At 59.0% G+C, this 26,481-nt stretch carries 28 protein-coding genes; 10 read left to right on the top strand and 18 right to left on the bottom strand.

The annotated features are described in order from the left end of the window. From uvrC to LC334_RS04140, 7 genes are all read right to left on the bottom strand, one after another. Entirely contained in the window at positions 1 to 1,872 is a 1,872-nt protein-coding gene (gene uvrC / locus LC334_RS04170) for an excinuclease ABC subunit UvrC (RefSeq protein WP_085798986.1), read from the bottom strand. A gap of 293 nt (positions 1,873 to 2,165) precedes the next feature. Continuing rightward, on the bottom strand, positions 2,166 to 2,945 hold the full coding sequence (locus LC334_RS04165) for an SDR family oxidoreductase (protein ID WP_085798985.1): 780 nt from the start codon (positions 2,943 to 2,945) through the stop codon (positions 2,166 to 2,168). 13 nt (positions 2,946 to 2,958) lie between these two features. Beyond that, positions 2,959 to 3,924, bottom strand: a complete 966-nt coding sequence (locus tag LC334_RS04160) for a calcium/sodium antiporter (RefSeq protein WP_085798984.1) — start codon at positions 3,922 to 3,924, stop codon at positions 2,959 to 2,961. Then, entirely contained in the window at positions 3,921 to 4,091 is a 171-nt protein-coding gene (locus LC334_RS04155) for a hypothetical protein (protein WP_176237616.1), read from the bottom strand. The genes LC334_RS04160 and LC334_RS04155 overlap by 4 nt, the downstream gene beginning before the upstream one ends. 1 nt (position 4,092) lies before the next feature. After that, a complete protein-coding gene (locus tag LC334_RS04150) occupies positions 4,093 to 4,890 on the bottom strand; it encodes a S49 family peptidase (protein ID WP_085798982.1) in 798 nt (265 codons plus the stop codon). A 118-nt stretch (positions 4,891 to 5,008) separates the two neighbouring features. After that, complete coding sequence (locus tag LC334_RS04145) at positions 5,009 to 5,770, bottom strand: ABC transporter permease (RefSeq protein WP_085798981.1); 762 nt, start codon at positions 5,768 to 5,770, stop codon at positions 5,009 to 5,011. Next, on the bottom strand, positions 5,767 to 6,693 hold the full coding sequence (locus tag LC334_RS04140) for an ABC transporter ATP-binding protein (RefSeq protein ID WP_085798980.1): 927 nt from the start codon (positions 6,691 to 6,693) through the stop codon (positions 5,767 to 5,769). Before LC334_RS04140 ends, LC334_RS04145 begins: the two co-directional genes overlap by 4 nt. Before the next feature lie 268 nt (positions 6,694 to 6,961). Between LC334_RS04140 and LC334_RS04135 the strand changes: the two genes are divergently transcribed. Then, entirely contained in the window at positions 6,962 to 7,507 is a 546-nt protein-coding gene (locus LC334_RS04135; RefSeq protein WP_139836292.1) for a DUF4262 domain-containing protein, read from the top strand. Positions 7,508 to 7,573: 66 nt separating this feature from the next. Here LC334_RS04135 and LC334_RS04130 read toward each other — a convergent pair whose 3' ends face one another. Then, a complete protein-coding gene (locus LC334_RS04130) occupies positions 7,574 to 8,077 on the bottom strand; it encodes a CoxG family protein (RefSeq protein ID WP_085798978.1) in 504 nt (167 codons plus the stop codon). A gap of 120 nt (positions 8,078 to 8,197) precedes the next feature. Between LC334_RS04130 and LC334_RS04125 the strand changes: the two genes are divergently transcribed. The 4 genes from LC334_RS04125 (at position 8,198) to LC334_RS04110 (ending at position 11,882) form a co-directional block, all read left to right on the top strand. Further along, positions 8,198 to 9,184, top strand: coding sequence for a DMT family transporter (locus LC334_RS04125; RefSeq protein ID WP_085798977.1), 987 nt, complete (start codon positions 8,198 to 8,200; stop codon positions 9,182 to 9,184). A gap of 60 nt (positions 9,185 to 9,244) precedes the next feature. Continuing rightward, positions 9,245 to 10,333: a CaiB/BaiF CoA transferase family protein gene (locus LC334_RS04120; RefSeq protein WP_085798976.1), complete on the top strand. Its 1,089-nt coding sequence runs from the start codon at positions 9,245 to 9,247 to the stop codon at positions 10,331 to 10,333. 92 nt (positions 10,334 to 10,425) lie between these two features. Beyond that, complete coding sequence (locus LC334_RS04115) at positions 10,426 to 11,118, top strand: hypothetical protein (protein ID WP_085798975.1); 693 nt, start codon at positions 10,426 to 10,428, stop codon at positions 11,116 to 11,118. Beyond that, positions 11,115 to 11,882 (top strand): hypothetical protein, encoded by a 768-nt coding sequence (locus tag LC334_RS04110; RefSeq protein ID WP_085798974.1) that lies wholly within the window; start codon positions 11,115 to 11,117, stop codon positions 11,880 to 11,882. The genes LC334_RS04115 and LC334_RS04110 overlap by 4 nt, the downstream gene beginning before the upstream one ends. Here the strand turns inward: LC334_RS04110 and LC334_RS04105 are convergent. The 3 genes from LC334_RS04105 to LC334_RS04095 all read right to left on the bottom strand — a co-directional run bounded on the left by LC334_RS04105 (position 11,873) and on the right by LC334_RS04095 (position 14,360). After that, positions 11,873 to 12,271, bottom strand: a complete 399-nt coding sequence (locus LC334_RS04105; protein ID WP_085798973.1) for a c-type cytochrome — start codon at positions 12,269 to 12,271, stop codon at positions 11,873 to 11,875. The two genes, LC334_RS04110 and LC334_RS04105, sit on opposite strands and share 10 nt — an antisense overlap. A gap of 108 nt (positions 12,272 to 12,379) precedes the next feature. Beyond that, on the bottom strand, positions 12,380 to 12,631 hold the full coding sequence (locus LC334_RS04100) for a hypothetical protein (protein ID WP_085798972.1): 252 nt from the start codon (positions 12,629 to 12,631) through the stop codon (positions 12,380 to 12,382). A 154-nt stretch (positions 12,632 to 12,785) separates the two neighbouring features. Next, positions 12,786 to 14,360 (bottom strand): lysine--tRNA ligase, encoded by a 1,575-nt coding sequence (locus tag LC334_RS04095; RefSeq protein WP_085798971.1) that lies wholly within the window; start codon positions 14,358 to 14,360, stop codon positions 12,786 to 12,788. 119 nt (positions 14,361 to 14,479) lie between these two features. On the opposite strand from LC334_RS04095, the gene LC334_RS04090 reads away from it, so the two are divergent. From LC334_RS04090 to LC334_RS04075, 4 genes are all read left to right on the top strand, one after another. Beyond that, positions 14,480 to 14,905, top strand: coding sequence for a tellurite resistance TerB family protein (locus LC334_RS04090; RefSeq protein ID WP_085798970.1), 426 nt, complete (start codon positions 14,480 to 14,482; stop codon positions 14,903 to 14,905). Between the two features lie 72 nt (positions 14,906 to 14,977). Then, positions 14,978 to 15,619: a class I SAM-dependent DNA methyltransferase gene (locus LC334_RS04085; protein WP_085798969.1), complete on the top strand. Its 642-nt coding sequence runs from the start codon at positions 14,978 to 14,980 to the stop codon at positions 15,617 to 15,619. A 75-nt stretch (positions 15,620 to 15,694) separates the two neighbouring features. Then, positions 15,695 to 15,931: an Lrp/AsnC family transcriptional regulator gene (locus LC334_RS04080; protein ID WP_085798968.1), complete on the top strand. Its 237-nt coding sequence runs from the start codon at positions 15,695 to 15,697 to the stop codon at positions 15,929 to 15,931. 21 nt (positions 15,932 to 15,952) lie between these two features. Continuing rightward, positions 15,953 to 17,095 carry an ABC transporter substrate-binding protein gene (locus LC334_RS04075; RefSeq protein WP_085798967.1) on the top strand — a complete coding sequence of 381 codons (1,143 nt, stop codon included), beginning with the start codon at positions 15,953 to 15,955 and terminating at the stop codon, positions 17,093 to 17,095. Between the two features lie 330 nt (positions 17,096 to 17,425). Here the strand turns inward: LC334_RS04075 and ade are convergent, their stop codons facing one another. From ade to mgtE, 3 genes are read right to left on the bottom strand one after another with little or no spacing between them, the layout of a single operon-like run. Then, positions 17,426 to 19,120: an adenine deaminase gene (gene ade, locus LC334_RS04070; RefSeq protein ID WP_085798966.1), complete on the bottom strand. Its 1,695-nt coding sequence runs from the start codon at positions 19,118 to 19,120 to the stop codon at positions 17,426 to 17,428. A 33-nt stretch (positions 19,121 to 19,153) separates the two neighbouring features. Then, complete coding sequence (locus tag LC334_RS04065; protein WP_085798965.1) at positions 19,154 to 19,711, bottom strand: 5-formyltetrahydrofolate cyclo-ligase; 558 nt, start codon at positions 19,709 to 19,711, stop codon at positions 19,154 to 19,156. Then, positions 19,708 to 21,138, bottom strand: a complete 1,431-nt coding sequence (gene mgtE / locus LC334_RS04060; RefSeq protein ID WP_085798964.1) for a magnesium transporter — start codon at positions 21,136 to 21,138, stop codon at positions 19,708 to 19,710. The genes LC334_RS04065 and mgtE overlap by 4 nt, the downstream gene beginning before the upstream one ends. Before the next feature lie 135 nt (positions 21,139 to 21,273). Between mgtE and guaD the strand changes: the two genes are divergently transcribed. Beyond that, positions 21,274 to 22,563, top strand: a complete 1,290-nt coding sequence (gene guaD, locus LC334_RS04055; RefSeq protein WP_085798963.1) for a guanine deaminase — start codon at positions 21,274 to 21,276, stop codon at positions 22,561 to 22,563. Between the two features lie 5 nt (positions 22,564 to 22,568). On the opposite strand, the gene LC334_RS04050 is transcribed toward guaD, so the two are convergent. Genes LC334_RS04050 through LC334_RS04035 form a run of 4 tightly spaced genes read right to left on the bottom strand, consistent with a single transcriptional unit; the run spans position 22,569 to position 26,447 of the window. Beyond that, the gene (locus tag LC334_RS04050; RefSeq protein ID WP_085798962.1) at positions 22,569 to 23,528 is read right to left on the bottom strand and encodes a 2-hydroxyacid dehydrogenase; all 960 of its coding nucleotides are present in this window, start codon (positions 23,526 to 23,528) and stop codon (positions 22,569 to 22,571) included. Next, positions 23,529 to 23,726, bottom strand: coding sequence for a hypothetical protein (locus LC334_RS04045; RefSeq protein WP_085798961.1), 198 nt, complete (start codon positions 23,724 to 23,726; stop codon positions 23,529 to 23,531). A gap of 13 nt (positions 23,727 to 23,739) precedes the next feature. Next, on the bottom strand, positions 23,740 to 25,083 hold the full coding sequence (locus LC334_RS04040) for an amidase (RefSeq protein WP_085798960.1): 1,344 nt from the start codon (positions 25,081 to 25,083) through the stop codon (positions 23,740 to 23,742). Next, on the bottom strand, positions 25,083 to 26,447 hold the full coding sequence (locus LC334_RS04035) for a TRAP transporter large permease (protein WP_085798959.1): 1,365 nt from the start codon (positions 26,445 to 26,447) through the stop codon (positions 25,083 to 25,085). The genes LC334_RS04040 and LC334_RS04035 overlap by 1 nt, the downstream gene beginning before the upstream one ends. Positions 26,448 to 26,481 lie beyond the last annotated feature (34 nt).

The following is a 26,481-nucleotide window of genomic DNA, read 5'->3' as shown; positions in this document are numbered from 1 at the left end:
TCAGCCCTTTTCATGAAAAAAATCATAGAGTTTCTGCGCCAATGCCTCGGAAACACCATCGACCGCCTTGAGGTCCGACAGATTGGCCCGACTGACCGCCTTGGCCGACCCGAAATGCGCCAACAATGCTCGTTTTCGCGCCGCCCCGACGCCCGGCACTTCGTCAAGCGGGCTGGCGATGGCCGATTTCGCCCGTTTCGCCCGGTGAGTGCCAATGGCAAACCGGTGTGCCTCATCCCTGAGCCGCTGAATGAAATAGAGAACCGGGTCATTGCGCTGCAACGCCATCGGCCGTTGACCGATGCGATGAAACTCCTCTTTGCCATGATCGCGATCCACACCCTTGGCGACCCCGACCATCGGGATATCCTCGACATCCATCTCGCGCATGATGCTGGCCACCGCGCTGACTTGTCCGGCGCCCCCGTCAATCAGCAACAGGTCGGGCCAGAGCCCCTGATCGCGTCCGGGGTCCTCTTTGAGCAAGCGTTTGAAACGTCTTGTTAGCACTTCTTTCATCATGCCGAAATCATCGCCCGGTGTCAGATCGTCGCCGCGGATGTTAAACTTGCGATAGCTGTTCTTCATCAGGCCTTCCGGCCCGGCTACGATCATCGCGCCGACTGCATTGGTACCCTGGATATGACTGTTGTCATACACCTCGACCCGGGCAGGCGGTTTGTCCAGATCAAACGCTTCGGCCAATCCCTTCAGCAGCTTCGCCTGCGTCGCGGTCTCGGCCATCTTGCGGCCAAGGCTTTCACGGGCGTTGCGCGTAGCGCCATCGACCAGCTCGGCCTTTTCGCCCCGCTGCGGCACGATAACCTGAACCTTGCGCCCTAGCTTACCGCTCAGCGCCTCCTGCATCAGATCGGTATTTTCGATCGGGTGCGACAGGATCACTTGCCGGGGTGGTTCCTTGGTGTCGTAAAACTGGCCCAGGAACGCTTCGAGCACTTCGGCCTCTTCGACATCTGCACCCACACGCGGGTAGAAGTCCCGATTGCCCCAATTCTGTCCCGCTCGAATAAAAAACACCTGCACGCAGGCCTGGCCATTCTCAAGATGCAGCGCCACGATATCGGCTTCCTCAACCGTACGCGGATTAATCCCCTGATTGGTCTGTACCTGCGTCAGCGCCTTGATCCGGTCGCGCAGGGCCGCAGCCTTCTCGAATTCCAACGACTCTGACGCCTCGGCCATCTGCGCGGCCAGCTTGGCCTGAATTTCGGTCGACCTGCCCGACAGGTAGCGTTCCGCATCTGCAACCGTCACGGCATAGTCGGCTTTCGAGATATGGCCGACGCAGGGCGCGGTGCAGCGTTTGATCTGGTATTGCAAGCAGGGTCGCGTTCGGCTTTCGAACATCGCGTCGCTGCAATTACGCAGCAGGAAGACCCGCTGCAACTGCGCCAGTGTCCGGTTCACCGCCCCTGCCCCGGCAAACGGCCCGTAATAGGCGCCCTTTTCCTTTTTCGCGCCGCGATGCTTTTTGATCATCGGGAAGTCGTGCGATTTGGTGACCAGGATATTCGGAAAGCTTTTATCGTCGCGTAGAAGTACGTTGAAATGCGGTTTCAGCTGCTTGATCAGGTTCTGCTCCAGCAGCAGCGCCTCGGTTTCCGTTCTGGTGGTCAGAAACATCATCGACGCAGTTTGCGAGATCATGCGGGCGATCCGGGGCGTGTGTCCGGTGGGCCGCGCATAGCTGGAAACCCGGGCTTTCAGGTTGCGCGCCTTGCCGACATAAAGCACCCGCGCCTGCGCATCGAGCATGCGATAAACACCCGGAGACGCATCCAATGTCCTGAGATAGGACTGGATCACGTCATGGCCGGTTTTCGGCGATTTTTCCTGTGCGATGTCTGCCATAGTCTTTTGGGTATGATTCTCTGACCTGCTGCAACCATATCGTTTGAGAGGCAAGAGGAAACCTTTCCACGCTTCATGTGGATAAGTCTGCAGATAACTTTCCGTGATCGGCAAAATATCGTTGTTTTTTGCCCACTTCGCTGATTTGCCTATTTTTTAGGCACTCTTGCAGGGCACTGTTTTTAAACGAAAAATATATACTGCATCGCCAAAATACTGAAAACATTAAAAGTTTTGCAACAAATCTTTATCGCCAATGTAACAAGTGCAAAACTTGGGGTTATGGGAACCGATCACTCGACCCCCAGAACGTCTGGCGTCTGCCAGCCCAGATGCTGGCCACCATCAGTGCAAATGAGTTGTCCGGTCACCGAAGGCGCCTCCAGAAAGTACGCCAACGCCGCAATCACATCGCTTTCGTTTGCCCCGCGCTGCAGGATTGTCGCCTGCCGCTGACGCCGGAAATGCCCGTCGCTCTGCCGATGCCCCTGCAAGGTCGGACCGGGGCCGATAGCGTTGACGCGGATCTTTGGCGCCAGCGCCTGCGCAGCTGTCTGGGTAAGCGTCCACAAACCGGCTTTGGCCAGCGTGTAGCTCATGAATTCGGGTGTCAGTTTGCGGACGCGCTGATCGATCATATTAACGACAAGGCCCTGCGCGACGGGCTCGCCTGCCGCGTCCGGCACCGGGTCAGGCACATCTGCCGCCATCGCCTGCATCAGCACGAAGGGTGCACGCAGGTTGCTCTCAAGGTGCCGGTCCCAGCTGGTGCGCGTCGCAGACGCCAGCGTGTCATACTCAAAGATCGAGGCATTATTGATCAGCGTGGTCAGCGGTCCGCCAAGCGCCTCTGTCGCCCGGGGCACCAATGCAGCGACCAGACTTTCATCCAGCATGTCCGCCCCCAACGCTACAGCATTCCGACCCAGAGAGGTGATCTCGGCCACGACCTCGTGCGCGTCGGTTTCCGACGACGCATAATGCACTGCCACGTCGTATCCCCGGCGCGCAAGTTCCAAAGCCATTGCGCGGCCCAGTCTTTTGCCCGCGCCGGTTACCAATGCCCGTGTCATCGCCCGCCTCCGTTCAGATCAGTACAATGGCAAGATAGACCAGATACAGCCCGGTCAAGGCGATCCCCCATTTGCGGCCAATATCCTGTTTGAAGATCACGAAGGGGATCAGCATCAGTGATGCCGCCAGCATCACCCAGAGATCGAATTGCAGAAATTGAGGGTCGACCGGAATGCGCCCCACCAGCGCCGTGATGCCGATAATGGCCAACAGGTTGAACATGTTCGAGCCGATGACGTTGCCCAGGGCCACATCAGCCTGTTTGCGCAAGGCGGCCATCACGGTTGTGGCCAGCTCCGGCAACGAAGTACCGATCGCCACCAGTGTCAGCCCGATGACCGCATCGCTGACCCCGTAGCGCCGCGCGATGATCGAGGCATTATCGACAAGCAGTTCCGCCCCCAGGGGCAGCCCGATCAGGCCAAGGATCAGAAAAACGGCGATCTGCCACCACGGCATGTCCGGATCAGCGCCCTCGACCTCTTCGCCCTCTTCCGCATCGGCCAGCGCCATCTTCGCGATTTCTTTACGGTGCAGGTTCGCGTCCCGGAAGGCATCGGCCAGCACTAGGCTTAACGCCGCCAGCAGGATCAACCCTGAAATGAAGGTAAATTCGCCGGTGAACGCCAACCCGATGAACAGAAGCGTCGCCCCCATCATGAGCATATAGGTTTTACGGCATTTACAGCCGCTGGTATGCAGCGTGGCCAGCAAAGCTGGCACGCCAAGAACCAGAAGCACATTCGCAGTGTTTGAACCGATCACATTACCTAGCGCCAGACCGGGCTTGTTTTCGGTTACCGCGTTGATCGAAATCAGTAGCTCAGGCGCAGATGTACCAAAGGCCACAATCGTCAGGCTGACGATCAGCGCCGGAATGCCGACCCGCAGGCTGAGATTGACCGCACCTTTTACCAGTGCGTCGCCCGCCAGCAGCAGGATCACAAGGCCCAGACCAGCAAGCATCCACGGGATCATTTGCCCTGCCCTTTACCGCAGCTACAAGGCCCCTTGCCTATGCGAAACCGTCCGCATTTCGGGCATTTGGCCGAATTCAGCCGCTGTTGACCGGGAAAGCGCAGCTTGCCGAACATCGCCAGCACGCCCATCGCAACAAGAAAGAGTATGACGATCTTAACGATCACGTCAGAGCCCGAACCGCGCGAAATCGGCGCGTTCTTCAACCGCCGCGATCGCATCCTGCGCCATGGTTGCGCCAAACCGCTGCAACAAACCGCGTTTGCGGCCGTAATTGGCAAACCGCACCTTGTCTCCATAAAGCTCTTTCAGCTTGGGCACCACATGGCCGATACCGTCAACCAGCCCCAGTTCGACAGCGCGCCGGCCCAACCAGAACTCGCCGGTAAACAGATCCTCCTTGTCGGTCAGGCGATCACCGCGGCGTGCCGACACATGGTCGGTGAAGGTGGTGTGCATCTGCTCAAGAATGGTCTTGAGCCGCGCGACGTCTTCGGCTTTTTCAGGCTGAAACGGATCCAGCATGCTTTTCGATTTGACCGAGGTATGCACGCGCCGCTCAAGCCCCTGTCGTGCCAGAAAGACCGGGGCGCCGAAGCCTGCGGCGATAACGCCGATCGACCCGACAACGGAGGCCGGGTCAACCCAGATGTCATCCGCTGCCGTCGCCAGCCAATACCCACCGGAGGCCGCGACATCCTCGACAAAGGCATGTACCGGAATGGCCTTTTCCTCGGCCAGGCGGCGGATACGGGCCGCGATCAGCGCCGATTGGACCGGCGAGCCACCAGGTGAATTGATCACCAACGCCACGGCCGCGGGCTTGCCGCGCTTAAAGGCCTTTTCGATGATCGGGGCCATCGCCTCGTCGTTTAGCTGCGCACGACTACCTGCGCCGATCGATCCAGCGAGGCGGATCACAGCAACGGTCGGGTCGGATTTTACAAATGGGATCCAGCGTTTCATGAAGCCCGATGTAGAATGCCCATGGCCGACAAACAAGGTAACCGGGGGTACCCAAAGGCATAGATTCCAAAAAAGTTATGCGCCAAGGGCAAATAAGTCACGGCGCGCCAACGCGGCGTCACGATTTGATGCGATACCCGGTCTTGAAAATGAACCAGATGATCGCGAGGCAAATCGCAGTGAAAACCGCGATTGCCAGCAAACTGAACCCGATGGCCACATCTGCTGTGCCGAAGAAAGACCAGCGAAACCCAGAGATCAGATAGACCACAGGGTTGAAAAGCGTGATCGTCTGCCAGACCGGCGGCAGCATCGAGATCGAATAGAAAGAGCCGCCAAGGAAAACCAGCGGCGTGATCACCAGAAGCGGGATCAGCTGCAATTGCTGGAAGTTCTTCGCCCAGATACCAATGATGAACCCAAAGAGCGAAAAGGACAGGCAGGTGAGCACCAGAAAGGCCATCATCGCCACCGGGTGCTGAATATCCAAATCGACAAAGAATTCCGCCGTGATCAGGATCACCACGCCGATAAACAGCGATTTGGTGGCCGCCGCACCGACATAGCCCATCACAATCTCAAGGAAATTTACCGGGGCCGAGAGCAGCTCGAAAATCGTGCCGATAAATTTCGGGAAATAGATGCCGAAGGACGCATTGCTGATCGATTGTGTCATGACCGACAACATGATCAGCCCCGGCACGATGAACGCGCCATAGGTAACGCCATCGACCTGATCGATCCGACTGCCGATCGCCGCCCCAAAGACCACAAAATACAGCGAGGTCGATATCACCGGCGACAGGAAGCTTTCCATCAAGGTGCGGAAAAATCGCTTCATTTCATAGATATAGATCGCCTTGATTGCAGGGAAGTTCATGCCGCGTCCTCCTGCACCAGATCCACGAAAATCTCTTCCAGAGAGCTTTGTGTGGTCTGAATGTCGCGCAGGCTCAGCCCTTCTTTCGCCAGTGCCTGCAAAAGCCGCGTAATACCGGTGCCTTCGCCGCGTGTATCGTAGTGATAGGTCAGGCTGGCACCATCTTCGCTCAGCTCCAGATCATAGTCCGACAGAGATTGTGGCACCGCGTCGACCGTTTCCAGCAGATCAACACGCAGGGTCTTCTTGCCCATCCGCGTCATCAGCGCGTTCTTTTCCTCGACCAGCAGCAACTCCCCCTTCGAGATCACGCCAACCCGGTCGGCAATCGCCTCGGCTTCCTCGATATAGTGGGTAGTCAGGATGATGGTCACACCGTCCGCCTTAAGCCCCTCGACGATCTTCCACATGTCCTTGCGCAGCTCGACATCCACACCGGCAGTCGGTTCATCCAGAAACAGCACGCGAGGTTCATGGCAGAGCGCCTTGGCGATCAGAACCCGACGCTTCATCCCGCCGGAAAGCTCCATGATCCGGCTGTCTCTTTTATCCCAGAGCGAGAGCTGACGCAGGATGCGTTCGATCAGCGCATCATCACGCTTCTTACCAAAAAGCCCGCGCGAGAACCGCACTGTGTTCAGCACCTTCTCGAACGGCTCCAGCGCCACCTCCTGCGGTACGAGACCAATTAACTGCCGCGCCCCGCGAAACCCGGTCTGAATATCGAATCCCCCCACACTGGCTGACCCGGAACTGGGTGTCGTGATGCCACAAAGGGTTGAAATAAGGGTGGTTTTCCCCGCCCCATTGGGCCCGAGAAGCGCCAGTATCTCGCCCTCTTCTATGGTCAGCGAAACCCCTTTGAGCGCCTCGAACCCCCCTTTGTAGATCTTGCGCAGGTCGTTGACTTCGACAATGGGCATAGCGACATCCTTCACTTGATCCGAGTGACCCTATGTCATTCACGAACCCGTGAAAATGCCGGATTGAAGCAGAGGAACATCTGCATGTGTGCACATAGAAGTTCCGAAATTGAAGATTTCCGGTAAACGAATGTTGTTGCCTTAACGGCGGACCGCAGAGAGAATCTATGGCAATTATCGCAGTGCAAAAGTCAGCTATGCGGACGAAGCGGACATCCAGTGCTGGAGTCGCAAATATACGTTGCCCAAGAGGCTCTAATCAATTTAGGTGCGTATTGGAAAAAACACCAATCGGTATGAGATGCGACGAATTAGAAAACTGTTTACGAGTTTAAAAAAGTATTCGGACCAAGAGCGCGATATTCTATCGACTGTTGAACAGTATGGCTGGCTGTTTAGATTTGTCTTCGACGCTGATGGGGAAGATCCAGATTTCGGATATTCGGTGGGATTCACAAAGTCTCTAGATGCGCCAGAATTTATCGTCTTTGGCTTACAAAAAGATTTGATGCATCACATGCTTGGAGAGGTTTACCACCAAATGGAATCTGGTCGAAGGCCAGAAGACGGCATGCAGTGGGATGATCTGCTCGAAGGTTTTCAGTGTATCAGTCGTAAAGCTATTCGACGAGATTTACACACCAAATATACTACAGCGGCTGATTGGCTATGGCGTGATTCCGGTAATAAAGGTGAGCCGGAAGTATATCAATTGGTGTGGCCCGGTGCACAACAAGGGCTCTTCCCTTGGGAAGAAGGGTGTCAGAAGAATGTGATTGATCTTCAGCCGCACCTTTGGGACCAGTTGGATTAGCCCCGAGGTCTGCATTGGGCTCAATGCAGACATCGGACGACTCAAATATCCCGATATGCCCTGCCCCTAGCTGATCAGGCGCTTGAGCCAGCCTTTCTTTTCTATCTCCGGCGCCTCATCGTTCTCGGTCGGGCCCTCCAACACGGCTTCGAAGCGAGCGAAAAACTGGTCCGCCATCTTCTTGGCAAACCCGTCGACGATGCGGCTGCCCAGCTGCGCCAGTTTTCCACCTACCTTGGCCTCGACATCATAGATCAGGCGGGTGCCCGTATCGCTATCTTCCAGCCGCACATCCGCGCCACCCTTGGCGAAACCGGCAGCACCACCCTTGCCTTCGCCGGTCAAGGTCAGGCTTTCGCCCTCGACCATATTCGACAGCGTCACCGTGCCTTTGAAGGTGGCTTTGACGGGACCGACCTTTTGCACCACGACGGCCTCGAAACCGTCTTCGGGGGTGCCGGTGACCTCCTGCGCGCCGGGCACGCATTCCTTCAGCATTTCCGGACTCAGGAGCGCAGCCCAGACTGTGGACCGATCAACCTTGATGTCGCGTTCGTCACTCATTTTCATGATAATGCCCCCTGGCTGATTGCCGCTTCATCCTAACGTGCCACCAATCGGCTGAGAAGTCGCAAACCGGCGTGACCACCTTAGACAAAAGTGTTAGGGCGCGCTGGAAAGGGCACCCCGATGACGGCAGAGATCAGACTTCAGAACCCGGCAGTTGGTATTGGATTTATCCTGATCGGGACCGTTGCTATTTCCGTCAACGACATGCTGATCAAACTCTTGTCCGGTGGCTATCCGTTGCATCAGATGGTTTTTACCCGCTCGGTGATCGGCATCATCTTCAGCCTGATGCTGGTGCAACTCGAAGGCGGCTGGCGCATCCTGCTGACGAAAACACCCGGGCTACACCTGTTGCGTTGTGCCACGCTGGTGATTGCAAACCTGACCTTCTTTACCGCGCTGGCGGTCCTGACACTGGCCGAAGCCACCGCGATTTTCTTTATCGGCCCGCTGCTTATCACGCTTCTCAGCATACCCGTCCTGGGCGAGAAAGTCGGGCCCTTGCGGCTTGGTGCGGTGGTTGTCGGTTTCATCGGTGTGCTGATCATGACCCGCCCCTGGCAAAGCGGCGAGACACGCGAAGTCTCGTTGCTGATCTACCTTCTGCCAATCGTGGCGGCCTTCGCCTATGCCATCACCCAGGTTCTGACCCGGAAGCTGGGCACGACGACAAAGGCCTCGGTGCTGTCGACCTACCTGCAGGCCCTCTTCATCGTCGTCAGCTTGGGGTTCTGGGTCGTGGCGGGCGACGGGCGCTATGCCGAAGCGCTGGAGAGCGAAAGCCTGGTTTTTCTGCTGCGTGCCTGGGTCTGGCCCGAAGGCAGCGACCTTTACCTCTTTCTGGGCCTGGGTTTGAACACGGCAATCGTTGGCTATGCGCTGGCACAAGCCTATCGTCAGGCGGATGCCGCCACGATTGCGCCCTTCGAATATCTGGGCTTACCGCTGGCGGTCTTCTGGGGCTGGTCCTTGTGGGGGGAACTGCCCGACGCTGTCGTCAGTCTCGGCATCCTGCTGGTGCTGGGTTCGGGTCTATTCGTGTTCCTGCGCGAGCGGCAGAAGAAACTGCGTGGGGCGCCGCATCGGCAAGGCGGCCGCGGCTACTGACCCCTCTTTCACCGGGCGTATACACGTTCTAGTCTTCGGAGACGGCACGGAGGGACCCGGATGTTGCAGGGCATACGCATAATCGAGTTTGAGGGGCTGGGCCCGGCGCCATTTGCAACCATGATGCTGGCCGATCTGGGGGCCGAGGTGATCACCGTTCACCGCCCCGGCCCTGCGCCAGAGATTACCGGCGATGCCAGCCTTCTGGATCGTGGCAAGAAATCCATCGTGCTCGACCTCAAAGACAGCGCCGATCAGCAAAACGCCCGTGCACTGATCAGTACCGCCGACGCGCTGGTCGAAGGGTTGAGGCCCGGCGTGATGGAGCGGCTTGGGCTGGGCCCCGAGGTTTGCCAAGCCGACAACCGCAAGCTGGTCTATGGCCGCATGACCGGCTGGGGTCAGGCTGGTCCGCGCGCGCAGACCGCAGGGCATGACTATAATTACATCGCCACCTCGGGTGCCTATTGGTACGCCTCTCTTCCCGAAACGCCACCGCTGGCGCCGGCCACCCTGGTCGGGGATATCGGCGGCGGCGCGCTTTATCTTGTGGCGGGGATTCTGGCCGGGTTGCTACAGGCCAGTCGTACTGGGAAGGGCACCGTCGTTGATGCGGCCATTGTCGATGGTTCGGCACATATGATGGCGCTGTTGATGGCAATGCGCCCAACCGACAACCTGAGCATGGCGCGCGGGCAGAGCCTGCTTGACGGACCGCACTGGTCGCGCTGTTATACGTGCGCCGATGGCAGGTTTCTGAGCGTTCAGTGTCTTGAGCCTAAATTCTACGCGGAGTTTTTGCGGCTGATGACGCTCGACAATGATCCGGCCTTCGCCGCACAGTTCGACCGATCCCAATGGCCCACGCAGACCCAGAAACTGGCCGCGATCCTGGCGGCAGAACCCGTCGCGCATTGGCGTGATCTGTTCGCGGGCTCGGATGCGTGTGTCGCCCCGGTCCTGTCACCCGAAGAGGCCGTACAAGAACCGCACATGGCCGAAAGATCGGTCTGGCAATACGTGAACGACATGTTGCAACCGGCCCCGGCGCCGCGATTTGACGGCAAGGCAGGCCCCATTCGTACACCGCCAAAGCGCGGGCAGCACACGGCGGAACTTCTACAGGAAATCGCCGTGCGAAAAGGCTGACCAACCATGCTGTCAAACCGGGCACGGCGGTGTCAGCGAGGTCACGAACATTCTACTCGCGCGGGGATGGATCTCTTGTTAACGTGCCCGATATGCGCGCGTTAATTCTCCTGCTCCTGATCCTTGCGGCCTGTGGTCGCCCGCTGACGCCAGCCGAAAAAACCTTTGCGCGGCAACTACATGGCCCGACAATTGATACGTCGCGTATCCGCGCCATTCACGGCTCTCCGGTAGGTGGGGTTACCTATCAGCGCCCCAAACGTCCGCGTCTGGCCTGTCGCGAGTTGATCCTGCCCGAGCCGCCAACCGAGATGGTGACCGTCGGTCCGGTGGCAATGGTGATCCACAACAAGGTTTTCTACGCCCGCGACTGGTATCTTGACGATTACCTGCAGGATTATCCGGATAAACTGAACCTGCTGACCGCGATGCTATTCGCTCACGAGATCACCCATGTCTGGCAATGGCAGAACCGCAAGACAACCGGTTATACGCCGCTGCGCGCAGCGAACGAACACCAGGTAAGCGCGGACCCGTATCTTTTCGATCTCGACACAAAAACGCGATTTCTTGACTACGGATATGAACAACAAGCCGGTATCGTCGAGGAATATGTGTGCTGCGCCGCGCTCGATCCTGATGCGCCGCGTACCAAGCGGTTGGAAACCTTGCTCAAAGGCGCTTTCCCGCTGCGGGAATTGACCATTCCCGACAAGGTTCATCTGCCGTGGGATGGCGTTAAAACCAAGGGTATCTGCAGCCAGCCCGCAGGGGGTGCCGGATGACGTTCATTGCCGACAACCAATTTCTGTTGCTGATGGCGTTCTTTCTTGCGGGGCTGGTGGGTACCGCGCTGATCTTCCGAAAACCCGCCGGTCATCGCGCCTGGCTGATGGCCGATCTGATCTGGGTCGTACTGGGTGGATTTGGCGCATTGGTCGCGGTTCTGGCAGGCATCTATAAGGCCGACAGCAGTCGCATCGACCGACAGATTGATATTGCCTTTGCCGCCACTGCCTCCTTCGATCAGGACGCCGCCCGCTTTCGCCTGACCTATTGCGAAGCACCAGAAAACACCGATATCGCGACGCTCTGCGACAAGGTCGATTTCCTATCGGCCTCCACCGCCGAAAATGCCGCGCTGCCGCTCTTTATCGCGGTGACCGACGAGGTCGCCCCGCTCAGGGGGTTGCATTTCATTGTCAAGGGCACCGGCCAGGGGGAAAATATGCATGCCATGGTCGAAAAGGCCGATAGTTTCGACACCAGCGAGTTCCTGAGTTTCCCGCCACTGGACGATGCCACAATCCCTGCGATGAACGCCCTGCGCAGCACCCGGCCCGGCGTTGCCGCCAATTTTCAGATCATTGCACAAAGCTATACCGACCTGATCGCCCAGGTCGGAAAGCTGAAAGAAGAATGGGAATTTCTGCAGGCCAATTCTCATATCCTGGTTCTGCAGATCATCGCGCTTTGTCTGGTCAGCTTTGCCGCCCCATTCCGGCTGGGAAAGTCAATCGTCGAGTTGCGGCGCGGCATTCAGCGCTGAATGCTCTCCAGATAGGCCAGTAGAGCCGCCAGCGGGCGCGGCGTTGGTGTCAACACCCCATCACCCACATCGACCGGTACCGTATCCCCCCTTAGAAGCAGGCCGAATTCCGGCATCTCCTTGCCCGGCAGGTCGGAGCGGTCATATCCGTCAATAACCGACAGCACCCGCGCTTTAGGGAAAGCGCCACCCTCGGCTAGCCGCGTCAGGTCCGCGGGCGGAGGAGACAGCGCCCCGGCCCACGGTCCGTTCCCCCGGCCCGATACGCCATGGCATTGCACGCAATTCTCGGCAAACAGTGCCCGGCCTTCCGGGGCTTCCGGCATCGACACGGCGCTGGCGCAGGCAGCAATCGCCAACGCTGGAACGAGTAATGTAAATGGCTTCATGACCGCCCTCCTGGCCAAAGCTTTCTACAAACCGGTTCAGAGAGCTTTGATCTGGCGCAAGGTGTGATGGCTTTTTGTCGGATCATACGCCGCCAAATCCGGCCGCCACTACTTCTTGAGTCTGCGAATCCCTTCGTTCACGCAAATCTGGTCACCTTCGCGGATGGTCATGCCCGGCGGGATCGAAATCGCTTCATCCCAGACCACCTGTTTCTCTCGGTAAAGCTGGCAGGTCACGACACCCTTGGCCGTTTGAACCTCTACGGGTGTCGTTTCGTAATCAGCCGGATCAATACAGCCCGACACCGCCAGAAGTGAGGCTATGCCAAGGCCCAAGGCCACTTTCGAATGTTTCTGCATTTCTTTACTCCACTCCTGCCAATCAACAGCAATCTGCAATCTTTCCTGCCACGCTGCTATGTGCGGACCTGTCGCACGTTTTTGTTGATTGTTTGTTAAATTTTGATCTTGGCCGGATTGCGCTGATCATCCGACATCGCCGGATCCGGTCATGTCACGCCAGCTTGCCCGCCAAAGCATCATCAATCAACCCGATGGTTTCCTCAACACCGTAGAGTGCGATAAATCCGCCAAAGCGCGGCCCCTGACTGGCGCCCAGCAAGACCTCGTAGAGCGCCTTGAACCAGTCACGCAGCGGGTCAAACCGCTCGCGCCCGCAAGCGAAGACAATGCTTTGCAGTTCCTCGGCATCCAGACCACCCTGCCAGGCCGCAAGCTGCGCCCGCAGATCTTCCAGCGCTTCGCGTTCCAGATCGGTGGGCAACCGGTAGGTCTTGGCGGGTTTCACGAAGTCATTGTAGTAGCGCAGCGCAAAACCGGCGGCCTGATCCATGTCGGGGTTGGTCTCGGCGCTCGCCTCGGGCGCATAGCGCCGGATGAAGCCCCAGAGCTGATCCTTGTCCTCGGCCCCTGAAACCGACGCGAGGTTCAGAAGCATCGAGAACGGCACCACCATGTGGCTTTCGGGCACGTCGCCCCCGTGGATGTGCCAGACCGGGTTGTTGAGACGGCCCTTGGCGTCCTGCGTCGCGTAGGCCCGCAATTGCTGATGATATTCGTCGACGGCTTTGGGGATCACGTCGAAATGCATCCGCTTGGCGGTTTTGGGCTTCTGATACATGAAATAGGACAGGCTTTCCGTCGAGGCATAGGTCAGCCATTCGTCGATGCTGACCCCATTGCCCGAGGATTTTGAGATTTTCTGACCGTTTTCATCCAGAAACAGCTCATATGAGAAGTGTTCCGGTGCCCGCCCGCCAAGCGCGCGGCAGATGGCGTCATAGATCTTCTCGTTGGTGGCGTGCTCCTTGCCATACATTTCAAAATCAACGCCAAGCGCCGCCCATCGCGCGCCGAAATCAGGCTTCCATTGCAGCTTCACATTGCCGCCGGTCACTGGCACGGTCCATTCCTTGCCGTCCTCGTCATCGAAGGTGATCGTATAGGTCTCGGGGCAAACTTTCTTGAGCGGCACATAAAGCACGCGGCCGGTATCCGGATGCAGCGGCAGGAAGATGGAATAGGTTGCCGCACGTTCGTCGCGCAGGCTTTTGAGCATAATCGCCATGATCTCGTCATAGCGTTCCACCGCACGTTTCAGGATCTCGTCAAACTGCCCTGTGTGATAGAATTCGCGGGCTGAATAGAACTCGTACTCGAAACCGAACGTATCCAGAAACCGCCGGAGCATGGCGTTGTTATGATCACCAAAACTAGCATGCGTGCCAAAGGGGTCGGGAACGGAGGTCAGGGGCATTTGCAGATAAGGTTCAAGCTGCGCGGGGTCGGGCACATTGCCGGGCACCTTGCGCATCCCGTCGAGGTCATCCGAAAAGCAGATGAGCTTGGTCGGAATATCGCTGATCTCTTCGAAGGCGCGCTTGATCATGGTGGTGCGTGCCACTTCGCCAAAGGTGCCGATATGCGGCAGGCCCGAGGGGCCATAGCCGGTCTCAAACAGCACATACCCTTTTTCCGGCGGCGCCTTGTGATAGCGCTTGAGCACGCGGCGCGCTTCTTCAAAAGGCCATGCTTTCGATTGCAGTGCAGCGTCGCGCAGATCAGACATCGGGGGTACTCCGGTTTTCCGGGCGCATTCGTCGCGCCCCAGCGTAAAGCGCTTCCTATTGCTCACCGGGCAGACAGTCAATATTCTGCACTGCAACACCGCTTTGAAAAGGAAGCCCCATGACCGAACAAATCCCGCATCCACTGACGCCTCAGGACTGCCTTGTGGCGGTGATGATCGCGGTTTCGGCCTCGGATGAAAACATCCGCACCTCCGAACTGGTCAAGATCGAAAACGCGGTGAATAACCTGCCGGTCTTCGCAGGCTACGATTCAGACCGGATGCGGCTGATCGCGCAAACCGTATTTGACCTTTTCAGCGTTGAAGACGGGCTCGAAGCGCTGTTTGGCCTGGTGCGCGACAACCTGCCGGAACGCCTGTTTGAAACGGCCTATGCCCTGGCCTGCGATGTCGCCGCCGCCGATGGCATGCTGGAAGAAAGCGAGCTGCGGATTCTTGAGGAAATCCGCTATGAACTCAATGTCGACCGGCTGCACGCTGCTGCCATCGAACGCGGCTCGCGGGCGCGGCACCTGACGGTCTGACGGTATCCGCATGGTCAGATCGTCCACCGTCAGATAGGGTGCGCATGATGCGAACCATGACGGGGGGCTGGTATGACGACGAATGAATTACCCGACAATCAACAGGACCGGGTATCCTGGGTTATTCGCGCACCGGATAATGAGGAATTGCGCCGCAGATATGATCTGTGGGCCGCGCAATACGATGCCGACGTCGGCAACATAGAGGATTATCTTGCGCCCCGGGAAACCGTGAAGGTTGCCGTAGAACATCTGGATAAATCGGCACGGGTCATGGACGCAGGCGCAGGGACCGGCCTTGTCGGACAGGCGATGAAGGATGAAGGATTTCGGCATCTGGTGGCGGTTGACTACTCGGCACAGATGCTCGAAATCGCACGCGGCAAGGGGATCTATGATGAGGTTCACCAATGCGATCTGAGCAAGAGGACCAACTTTGACGGCGACTCTTTCGATGCGGTCGTGACCTGTGGCACCACCTCGCAAATGCCCTGTGCCAGTCTGAACGAGTTTGTCCGTATTTTGCGTCCCGGCGGCAAGATCATCTTTGCCGCCGCCACCGAGGCCTGGGTGGAATTCGGATATGCGGACATCTTTGCCCGGCTTGAAGAGGCGGGGCAGTTGTCGCTGGTCAGCCGTGGCGAGGCGTTTCAAATGATGCCGACAACCGAACCTCAGTTCTATTGCGAGATCCTGGTGATCGAAAAACAATGAAAAATGATATTCGCCGTTCCCTTCCGCGTCCGTTTTCGTCTTTAATGCCTTCAAGATCATAGGGGAGGCCGCTTCATGCGCTGCGTTTTCGTCAATATCCGCTGCAGGCCGGGCACGTCCTACGCTGTCGCCGAACAGATCGCCCTGCGCGAGATTCATTCGGAACTGCATTCGACCTCGGGCCCGTTTGACCTGCTGCTCAAGCTCTACATCCCCGAGACCGAGGATGTGGGCCATTTCATCAACGAAAAACTGCTCGATATTGACGGGATCGAGCGGACAGAAACGACGCTGACCTTCAAGGCGTTCTAAGACTAACAAGGGAGACGGAATATGAAATTGAAATCACTGATCGCTGCCGCCTGCATGGGTGCGCTTGGCACCGGTGCGCTAGCCGCAGATGGCAAGGTCAAGGTGGGCATGATCACCACGCTTTCGGGCGGTGGCGCGGGCCTTGGTATCGACGTGCGCGACGGGTTCCTGCTGGCAGCCAAGATGGCCGGGAATGATAATCTGGAGATTGTCGTCGAGGATGATCAGCGCAAGCCCGAGATCGCGGTGCAACTGGCCGACAAGATGATCCAATCCGAGAAAGTGGACGTGCTGACCGGCATCATCTGGTCGAACCTCGCCATGGCCGTGGTGCCCGCAACCACCGCGCAAGGTAAGTTCTACCTGTCACCCAATGCCGGGCCGTCGGCGCTGGCGGGAAAGGGCTGCCACCCGAACTATTTCAACGTCGCCTGGCAGAATGACAACCTGCACGAGGCCGCGGGCGGTTATGCCAACTCGGCAGGGTTCAAGAAGAGCTTCATCCTTGCGCCCAACTATCCGGCGGGCGTGGATGCGCTGACCGGCTACAAGCGGCTTTACGAGGGCGAGTTGGCCGGTGAGATCTTCACCAAGCTTGGCCAGAAGGATTATGCCAGCGAGATCGCGCAGATCCGGGCAAGTGACGCCGACAGTATCTTCTTCTTCCTGCCCGGCGGCATGGGGATTTCCTTTCTCAAACAGCTATCCGACAGCGGGCTCGACCTGCCGGTCGTCGGCCCAGCCTTCAGCTTTGATCAGGGCATCCTGCAGGCGGTTGGCGACGCGGCGATCGGGGTGAAAAACACCAGCCAGTGGAACAAGGATATCGACAACCCGGCCAACGCCGCCTTTGTCGAGGCGTTTCAGACCGAATATGGCCGCCTGCCCTCGCTCTATGCCTCTCAGGGCTATGACACGGCCAACCTGCTGATCAGCGCGATAGGCAAGGCGGATGTCAGCGACGCCGATGCCTTCCGCGCGGCGTTGATGGAGGCCGATTTCGCCTCGACCCGGGGCGATTTCAAATTCGCCGCCAATCATCACCCGGTGCAGACCATCTATGTGCGCGAGGTTATCAAGGAAGGCGACGTTTTCACCAACAAGATCATCGGCACGGCCCTGGAAGATCACGCCAACGTCTATGTGGATGAGTGCAAGATGTAGTTGTTAGGGCCAAACCCGTTCTTAAAGGCACGCCTGTACCAAGGCGTGCCTTTTTTCTGAGTGGTTTCGGGCGGAGTTCAATTTACCGAGCTTGGCCCTGAGCCGCCATTGAGAGATCGCACCTCGCGCGGAATCAAGGCCGAGGGCCGCCGCGCGGTCGCCAGACCACCCACAAGGGCTGGCGACTTTGAGAGGTTTCGTAACATTCTTAGCTTTCAATGATTTGGCTGGGATAAAGCGCGTTCCACAAAGGTCTGGTCGCCACCCGCGGTCTGGCAATCGCGCGGCGCAGTATTTCAAGAGTGCAATGTCCGCCCAATGCCAGAAGCGTTAACCGATGATCTCGAACTTTTCCACATCCACCAGCCCGCGATCGGTGATCTTGAGCGCCGGGATGACCGGAAGCGCCAGAAAGGCCAGTTGCAGGAACGGCTCTTCCAGCACCACCCCCAGACCCCGCGCCGCGTCGCGCAAGACATCCAGCCGGTCGCGCACCGTCTCGAATGGTTCAAGGCTCATCAGCCCGGCCACCGGCAGCGCCAGCTCCGCCAGCACTTCACCGCCTCTGGTCACCACAAACCCGCCTTCGATCTCGCCCAGCCGGTTCGCCGCCAGCGCCATGTCGTCATAATCAACCCCGACACAGGCGATGTTATGGTGGTCATGGCACACGGTCGAGGCGATGGCCCCAGCCTGTAAGCCAAAGCCACGCACGAAGCCGGTCGCGATATTGCCGTTGCGGCCGTGGCGCTCGATCACCGCGATCCGCGCCAGATCGCGCGCCGGATCGGGGCGCTTGTCGCCGTCCACGATGGCGATGTCCTCGTGCAGATGCTCAGTGATGATCTTGCCCTCAAGGATGCCGATCACATCCGTTGCCTCCCGGTTCCCGGCGCTCCGGAAATCGCGCGCCGCGACCGTCGGCGCGTTGACCGAGCGCCGTCCAACCGGCGATACAGTCTCGCGCTGAGCAAAAGCCGCATCGCTCACCCGTCGGCCCGCGCAGAAAACCATCTGCGCATCACAATCCTCCAGCGACCGCACCGCCACGATATCCGCGCGTTTGCCTGGGGCAATCTGGCCGCGATCCTTCAGCCCGAACGCCTCCGCCGCCGACAGCGAGGCCGCTCGATAGGCCGCCAACGCAGGCGTCCCGAGCGCGATCAGCGTACGGATCATGTAATCCAGATGGCCATGCTCGGCGATGTCCAGCGGATTCCTATCGTCAGTGCACAGACACATATAGGCCGAGGTCCGCTCGGTCAGCAGAGGCTGCAACGCAACCAGGTCTTTGCTGACCGACCCCTCCCGGATCAGCACACGCATCCCCTTCTGCAGCTTCTCGAGCGCCTCTTCGGCGGTCGTCGCCTCATGCTCGGTGCGGATTCCAGCAGCGATATAGGCGTTCAGATCACGCCCCGAAAGCTGTGGGCAATGACCATCCACATGACCGCTTTCATAAAGCCGCAGCTTGGCCATCGCCCCGGGGTCGCGATGGATCACGCCGGGATAATTCATGAACTCCGCAAGCCCGATGCCCGAGGGATGTTCCATCAACGGTTTCAGGTCCTCAGCGGTGATCGCGGCTCCGGACGTTTCCATATCGGTCGAAGGCACGCAGGAAGATAGCTGCACCCGGATATCCATCACCGTCAGCTCGCTTGCTTTTTGGAAATACCGGATTCCATCAGGGCCGATCACATTGGCAATCTCATGCGGATCACAGATCGCCGTCGTCACCCCACGTGGCGTGACGCACCGATCAAACTCAAACGGCGTCACCAGCGAGCTTTCGATATGCAGATGCGTGTCGATGAAGCCGGGCACCAGCGTGAGGCCGGTGACGTCGATCACCTCCCCGCCCTCGTAGCGCTCGCCGATCCCGACAATCGTATCACCGCAGATTGCTACATCGCCTTCCAGCAGGTCACCGGTGACCAGATCGAACACAAGGCCCCCGCGCAGCACCAGATCGGCCGGAACGTCACCCCGCCCCTGCGCGATACGGTCTTCCAGTTCTGCCATTACCGCCCTCCATCTGTATGGCCCTTGCTGCCTCTAAAAGGTGATCACCTCGTTTTCAGTCACCATCATGTCCAGCGGCTGATCCGTGGGCTCCAGCGGCAGGTTTTCCGCCTCCTGCGCCGCATAAGCAAAGCCGATCGCCAAAGTCGGCCGTTTCGAGCGCAAAAGCTCGATCGTGCGATCATAGAAACCGCCGCCGTAACCCAACCGCCCGCCATTGCGGTCAAAAGCGACCAAAGGCACGATCAGAATCTCCGGCTCAAAGAAATCATCCACCTCGGGGATCATCGCGCCGAAGGGGCCGTCTTTCAGCACGCAGCCCGGCTCCCAGCGGGAGAATTTCAGCGGCAGGCCCGCGGCTTCGATTACCGGCACGCCGACAAGGCCGTGTGCGGCTGCTTCTTCCATCACCGGCAGCGGGCTGATCTCGGTCCGGATCGGCATAAAGCCCGACAGGGGCACGCCGCGATACCCCGCCAACACGCCCGATAGCAGCCCCGCGCGCCCCGCACCACCCGCCTCATGCGCCTTTTTGCGCCGGGCGAAGGCCGCCTTGCGCGCCGCATTCTTGATCGCCTGCAAATCGCTCATATAAGTACCACCGCTGCCAGCCCCAGAAAGGCGAAAAATCCGACCACATCCGTGACCGTCGTGACAAACGCGCCCGAGGCCAGCGCCGGGTCAATCCCCGCCCGGTCCAGAAGCACCGGAATGACAGTGCCTGCAAAGCCGGCCACAACCAGATTGATCACCATCGCGGCAGCGATCACATAGCCCAGTTCGGGCCCACCGAACCACAGGATGCCTACGACCCCCATTACCAGCGCAAAGATCAGCCCATTGATCAGCCCAACAATGCATTCGCGGCGGATGACCCGCCAGACGTTGCTGGAGGTCAGGTCCTTGGTGGCAATGGCGCGCACAGCCACGGTCAGGCTTTGTGTACCTGCGTTACCACCCATCGACGCCACGATCGGCATCAGCACCGCCAGGGCCACGATCTGGGCAATCGCCGCCTCGAACTGCGCAATCACCAGCGAGGCGAGGATCGCGGTGACCAGATTGACAGCCAACCAGGGAAAGCGCCGCTTGGTGGTGTCGATCACCTTGTCGCTCAGGCTGCTTTCGCCTACCCCGGCCAGACGCAGAATGTCTTCCTCATGCTCTTCGTCCAGCACGACCATCGCGTCATCTATGGTAATGACACCGACCAGCCGTTCGTTTTCATCGACCACCGGGGCCGAGATCAGGTGATACTGGTTGAAGGCATAGGCTACGTCTTCCTCGTCCTGTGTGACGGGGATGGTATGGAATGTCTCCTCCACCAGCGAGGTCAGCATCACCACCCGGGGCGAGGCCATGATCTTGCCCAGCATCACATTGCCCACCGGACGCAGCTTGGGATCGACCAGGATGATGTGATAGAATTGTTCCGGCAGATCGTCCTGATTGCGCATGTAATCAATGGCTTCGCCGACATTCCAGTGCTCGGGCGCCATCACCACCTCGCGCTGCATCAACCGGCCAGCAGAGTATTCCGGATAGGTCAGCGATTGCCGTACCGCCACCCGGTCGCTGTCTTCCAGCACTTCGAGGATAGCGTTTTGCTGCTCATCCTCCAGATCCTCGACCAGATCGACCACATCGTCGGAGTCCAGCTCGCGCACCGCTTCGGCCAGCACCTCGGGATGCAGGATGCCGATCACTTCCTCACGGATCGAGTCATCAAGCTCGGTCAGCAGATCGCCGTCGAACTCCTCGCCGTAAAGTTCCACCAGCCGACGGCGGTCAAAGGCGCTGATCTGCTCCAGAAGATCGGCGATATCGGCCGCGTGCAGCGGCTCCATCTCGTCCCAGAGCAATTGCTGATCGCCAAGATCAACCGCCTGAATGATCCGCGCCACCGCCTGAGGATTCAGCAGATAGACGTCTTCTTCGCGGTCGTCCTCGCGCGTGTCTTCGTGATTGTCCTCGGGGCGGTTCTTTTCGGGGTCGTGTTGGTCAAGTTCGTCGGCCATGCGCCCCCTCCTCTTCGCGATTGCCTTGAGGATTAAAGAAGCAGCTTCGGGAAAACAATGAAAATAGGCAGATTTACCTGAGGATGAGCGGCGCGTATCCTGTCGGGCGGCAATCAACCAGGAACACGTGGCACCATGAACCACCCAGATACCATCCTGACCGGGCAGGTCCTTACTTTCACCGGCTCGCCGTTTCAAGGCGACCCGACAGGCTCCGCCCGGTTATCCGAAGCGGTGTTGATGCAGTGCGGGCGCATCACCGCGACGGGCACGCTGACCGAGATGCAGGCAATCGCACCGAGCGCGCAGGTGCAGGGCCAGGGCGACGCGCTGATCATGGCGGGGTTCGTCGATGCCCATGTGCACTATCCGCAGACAGCGATGATCGCCAGTTGGGGCAAACGCCTGATCGACTGGCTGAACAGTTACACGTTTCCCGAGGAGATGCGGTTTAAAGAAGCAACATATGCTGCTGATATTGCAGGTAGATACCTTGATCTGACGTTATCAAATGGCACCACCTCGGTCTGCAGCTATTGCACCATCCATGCGACAAGTGTCGATGCCTTCTTCGCCGCTGCCCAGACCCGCAATCAGCGGGTTTTCGCGGGCAAGACTTGCATGGATCGCAATGCCCCCGAAGGGCTGCGCGACACGGCGCAATCGGGCTATGATGACAGCAAAGCGCTTTTGGAAAAGTGGCACGGCGTAGATCGCCTCTCTTATGTGATCACACCGCGGTTTTCGCCAACATCAACGCCAGAACAGCTTGAGGCGATGGGCGCGCTGTGGGCCGAGCATCCCGACTGCCTGATGCAGACCCATCTGAGCGAGCAGACCGACGAGATCGACTGGGTTAAATCGCTCTATCCGGAAGCGCGGGATTATCTTGATACCTACGAAACTCACGGCCTTTTGGGCGCACGCGGGCTATATGGTCATGCGATCTATCTTGAGGAGCGTGAGCGCGACCGCCTGCGCGAGGTGGGCGGGGCACTCATTCATTGCCCCACCTCGAACACTTTCATCGGCTCGGGCCTTTTTAATACTGCCGCGCGTATCGCCGAAGGCCAGCGCGTGGGTCTTGCCACCGATACCGGCGGCGGGTCCAGCTTTTCGATGCTGCGCACCATGGCCGCGGCCTACGAGATCGGGCAACTGACCGGGACCGCCCTGCATCCCGCACAGCTTTTGTGGCTGGCCACGGTTGGTTCGGCGGAAACCCTGCATATGGGCGGCATTATCGGCAACGTCACCCCCGGTGCCGAAGCAGATGTGATCGCGATTGATCTGGCCTCTACCCCCGCAATTGCGCAACGTCACGCTCAGGCCAGCGACCTGTGGGAAGCGGTTTTTCCCACCATCATGATGGGCGACGACCGCGCCATCCGTCAGGTCTGGTTGGCCGGAAAGCCGGTGGCATAGCGCCGTTACAGCAGGTCTTTGGGTGCATCGCCCCGGAAAAACGCATCCAGATTATCAAGCGCGCGGAACCCCATCGCATCGCGGGTCTGCACCGTGGCGCTGCCGATATGGGGCAGCATAAAAACATTCTCATGTGCCGCAAAATCAGGGTTGCCACCGGGTTCGGTGACAAAGCAATCCAGACCGGCGGCAGACAGTTTACCGCTGGAAAGCGCGACCAGCAAAGCTGCCTCGTCTACAAGCGCCCCGCGCGCCGTATTCACCAGAACCGCCCCGTCCGGCAGCATCGCGAAACGCTCGGCATTCATTAGCCCGGTGGTGTCCGGCGTGGCCGGGCAATGCAGCGACAGGAAATCGGACACCGCCAGCAGGCTTTCGATCATGTCGCAGAAGGTCGCGCCCTGCTCCAGTTCAGGATCAAGCCGGGTGCGGTTGTAGTAATGGATCTCCATCCCGAAACCACGCGCCTTTTCGGCGAAGGCCCGGCCTACACGGCCCATGCCTATGATGCCAAGCCGCGCGCCGGACACCTGTTTGCCGACCATGAAACTGGGCGACCAGACATTCCATGCGCCGGTTCGCACCAGCCTGTCGCCTTCGACCGCGCGGCGCGCAGCGCCCAGCATCAGCAGCATCGCAATCTCGGCAGTGGCATCGGATAGCACGTCAGGCGTATTGGTCACCGCAATGCCGCGCGCCTTCAGTGCCGGCAGGTCGCAATGATCCACACCGACCGAATGGTTGGCGATGATCTTGAGACGCGGATCAAGACGCGCTGCGACCTCTGCGGTAAAAAGCTCGGAATGACAGGGGATAATCGCATCCACCTCAGCACTCATCGCGACGATCTCATCGGCGCTGCTCAGGCCATCTTCCCAGTTGATGATGCACTCGTAATCGGCTTGCGCGCGTTCCAGCGTTGCGTCTGACAGGCGACGCGGAATCCAGAGAACCTTGCGCGCCATCTAGTCGTCTTTCCTGACCGCTTCTTCCCAGAAATCGTAAAGCGCAAGGGCAATCACGAAGATCGCGATTATCATGAAGGGCAAACCGCCCTTGAGCCCGGCAAACCCGGTCGAGATCGAATGCGACAGACCGATGACAAAGGTCATCATCAGGCCGGTGCCAATGAGGGCGACAATGATCGTGGTCATGCGGGACATGGGCGTTCCTTTCTTATTCTGCGTCATCAGCCAGCGCGCGCTGAACCCAGGCGGCGGTGCGCGTCAGACGATCGTCTTCCTCGACAGCGCCGATCAGTTGCACGCCTATCGGAAGCCCGGCCTCGCCCACAAGCATCGGTAAGGTCAGGCACGGCAGACCCGCCAGCGTCCAGATCGTGCAATAAACCGCGTCACCGGTATTTCCAGCCGACAAAGGCAGCGCCTCGCCACTGGCCGAGGGGGCCATGATAGCATCAAAATCGTTGAAATGGTCGGTGAAAAACGCGTTGGCCGAGGCCTTGACCCCAAGCGCATCCTGATACTGATCGTCGCTGATCGCGTACCCCCGGGTGATCGCCTCGCGCATCTCGCTGCTGATCCGGTCGCCATGTTCGGTAGCGATCGGGGTCATCTGCCGGGCAATCTCGTAATCGTAGATCGTCTTGTGCACACTCACCAATTCAGCAAGCTGGGGGGCTGTGGGAAACCGTTCGACCCGGGGGCCAAGCGCCTCGATCACCACCTCCAGACCTGCCGCAGCATCCGGGCTCAGCCGGTCATGGAAGGGCAGATCGAACCACGCGATATCCGGCTCGACCGGTGCTTGCGCGCGCGCGCCATCCAACAGCGAAGGTCGCGGGCGGGCAAAACTGTCGGAATCCGCTGGGTCATAACACCCCAACACGTCAATCAACAGCGCCAGATCTTCGAGCGTGTTAGCGAAACCACCGACCTGATCCAGCGTGGCCGAGGTGCGAAACAGACCGGTGCGCGGGATTAGTCCGCGGGTGGGCTTGGCCCCGTAAGTGCCGCAGAACGAGGCGGGCCGGATTATCGAACCGCCGGTCTGTGTGCCCACGGCAAGCGGCACGTGATGCGCCGCCACCGCCGCCGCCGACCCGCTGGACGACCCGCCCGGCGTATGCGCCGCATTATGCGGGTTGGTCGTGTCGGTCGGATGCAGATAGGCGAACTCGGCGGTCGAGAGCTTGCCCATGATCACCGCCCCCGCCTCTCGCAACCGGTTGACGATCGAGGCATCACCCTCCGGTACACGGCCCGCAAAAATCTCTGAGCCGCATTCGGTCGGCATGAATCGAGTGTCGATAATGTCCTTTAGACCAACTGGCACGCCATGCAGGGCCCCCGTGGCCTTACCAGATCTGCGAATACGGTCCATTTCGCGCGCCTGCACCAGCGCCAGTTCAGGATCAAGACAGGCCCACGCCTTTATCACCCCGTTCGTTGCGGCGATCTGATCAAGGCAGGACTGTACCAACGCCTCGGACGACAGACGCCCGTCGCGGATGGCTTGCGCCGCATCGACCGCGCTTAGCTTGTACAGTTCACCTTTCATCAGGGGATATACTCACCAAACAGATAATCAGGGAACCAGAGCGCAATACCGGGGAACTGGTACATGAGCACCATGCAGAAAATCACAATGCCAAGATACGGCATCAGGCCGCGGAAGATCTCCATCAGTTCGATTTTGTTCTTGAGCACGCCCTTGAGATAATAGGCCGACATCGCCATCGGCGGCGTCAGGAACGAGGTCTGCAGGTTCAGTGCCACCAGCATGGCAAAGAAATAAGGGTTAACGCCGAAGGTATCGAGCATCGGCAGGAAGATCGGGACGAAGATGATCAGGATTTCCGACCACTCAAGCGGCCAGCCCAGCAGGAAGATGATCAGCTGCGCCAAGATCAGGAATTGCCAGGGTTCCAGGTTCATCGCCAGGAACCAGTGTTCGATCACATCATGCCCGCCCAGAAAGCTGAAGACCGATGCGAAAGTCCATGAACCGACGAACAGCCAGCAAACCATCGCAGTGGCCTTGGCGGTCAGGAACACGCTTTCCTTGACCTTCTGCCAGGTGAGCGAACGATAGATCGCCGCCAACACCAGCCCGCCCAAGGCCCCCATCGCGGCCGCTTCGGCCGGGGTGGCCAGACCGCCGAGAATTGACCCCAGCACGAGCATGATCAGAATTGTCAGCGGTACGAAACTGATCAGCAGATCAAGGTAGATTTTAGAGGGCGGCGGGATGTCTTCCTGACGCGGTTTGGGCGCAATCGAAGGGTTCAGCATCGCGCGGATCATCACGTAAACGATATAGAGACCGGCCAGCAGCAGCCCCGGAAAGACCGCCGCCGCGTAAAGGCGCAGCGGGGACAATTCGGCAATCGCGGCATAGACGATCAGCATGATCGAGGGCGGAATGAGAATGCCCAATGTGCCGCCCGCGCAGATCACGCCCGAGGCAAAGCTCTTGTCATAATTGGCATTGGCCATGGCGGGATAGGCCAGCAACCCCATCAGCGTGACCACAGCGCCGACGATGCCCGATGCGGTCGAGAAGACCGCGCAGGTCAGCAGCGCCGCGATGGCCAGCGATCCGGGCAGGTTGCGTGCCGCCATGTAGAGTGAGAAAAACAGCCGGTCGACGATATTGGCGCGCTCGACCACATAGCCCATGAACAGGAAGAGCGGGATCGCCACCAGCGTATCGTTCTCCATCACCGAATAGGTGTTCTGGTTCAGCAGATAAAAGATGTTGTTATCAAAGATGCCCGCGAAGCTGTCGGGCAGGCCCTGATAATAGGCGTAATAGCCAAAGCCCACGCCCATCGCGAGCAGGGTGAAGGCGATCGGAAAGCCGAGCAACACCAATACGATGAAGAGGCTCAGCATCATGATTGCTATTTGGGGGTCGGTCATCGGCAGAGCCTCATTCTTGTCTGGGTTCGGGCAG

The organism is Roseovarius aestuarii, from assembly GCF_019966515.1.
GTDB lineage: Bacteria > Pseudomonadota > Alphaproteobacteria > Rhodobacterales > Rhodobacteraceae > Roseovarius > Roseovarius aestuarii.
The sequence above is the reverse complement of the archived record's forward strand: the minus strand, read 5'-3'. Positions and strand labels throughout refer to the sequence as shown.